Origin of the sequence: Weissella kandleri (assembly GCF_001438705.1) — a bacterium.
GTDB lineage: Bacteria > Bacillota > Bacilli > Lactobacillales > Lactobacillaceae > Weissella > Weissella kandleri.
In genome coordinates this window covers 1-1223 of the sequence record NZ_JQBP01000015.1, presented here as the reverse complement: position 1 = coordinate 1223, position 1223 = coordinate 1, and the positions used below count along the sequence as shown (strand labels likewise).

Sequence of the window (1223 nt, the reverse complement as noted above, 5' to 3'; positions counted from 1 at the left end):
TACGACCTTCCAAGCTAAATTCAGAGTTGGTCAACGGGTTCAAGTTTTGAACACGGCTAGTTATGAAACCAATGGAAATTGGATCGGTGATAAGCGGGGTAAGATTGGAACCGTTAAAAAGGTTACGCGTAAAGATTACAGTAATTCCCATTTCGAATACTATATCGCTTGGAATGATGGAACCCAGGCTAGTTATTACATGGCTGAACAAGACTTGAAGCTTGCAACAGGACGTTTCAATGCTTTAATTCCTAATAGCTCTGAAAACAATAGTTCAGCTGCATCAACAACCAGCGCTAGTTCAACAACTGCTAATTCTAGTGCTAACGATACATCTATCTCAACCTCAACTACACCCACATATAAAATGAATCAACAGATTAATGTTTCACTCATGCAAGATGGTGTTGTCAATAAACATGCCGGCCGAGTAATTAAGATTAATAATAATCAAGCTAAAACTAGTTATGATATCCAATTATCAGATGGTTCAGTCATTAAACAATTACCAGCGTACACCTTAACCGCTAAATAAATTTTACCTACCTTAGTTCTACGAGTTAATTTAACTTGTAGGACTTTTTTATTATATTTTTACATGTTTTTAGACATTAAAAAAACAAGAACTCGGCTCTTACCGCATTCTTGTCTTATCTCTAATCTAGTTCACCTACAAAATAATCAGCCACTTATTGTTGCCGTACTAATAAATTATTGGCGAATACATTATTTAAAATTGAACCATCAACAAATTGTACCTGATAAGCTGCACCTTTAGTGGTTGGCTTTACGTCCACAATCATTCCAATCCGTGTTTCATCTCGCCCAGCCCGATTAACACCTTAACATAGACTTGTTGTCAATTCTTATATGTTAACGTACCTTGACTGGATGAGGTTTTATTAGCATCAGCCGCGCTCGTCGCATGCACTGAACTGGATACGGGCGCAGAAGTATCTTTTGGTTGCTCACTTTCCGAGCTGAAACGTTGATATGCGGCCGCCTTCAAATCTTGTTCGGCCATATAGTAATTAGCTTGGCTACCATCATCCCAGGCCACATAGTATTCATAGTGTGAATAACTATAATCTTTGCGGGTTACCTTTTTGACAATTCCAGTCTTACCACGCTTATCCACGATGCGGTTCCCATTAGTTTCATAGATGGCCGTGTTCAAAACTTGAACCCGTTGACCAACTCTGAATTTAGCTTGGAAGGTCGTA

At 38.7% G+C, this 1223-nt stretch carries 2 pseudogenes; one reads left to right on the top strand and one right to left on the bottom strand.

Annotated elements, in window-relative coordinates:
* Positions 1-535 (top strand): annotated as a pseudogene (locus tag IV73_RS06695) (hypothetical protein); the annotation flags it as partial.
* 324 nt (positions 536-859) lie between these two features.
* On the opposite strand, the pseudogene IV73_RS06690 reads toward IV73_RS06695, so the two are convergent.
* Positions 860-1223 (bottom strand): annotated as a pseudogene (locus IV73_RS06690) (hypothetical protein); the annotation flags it as partial.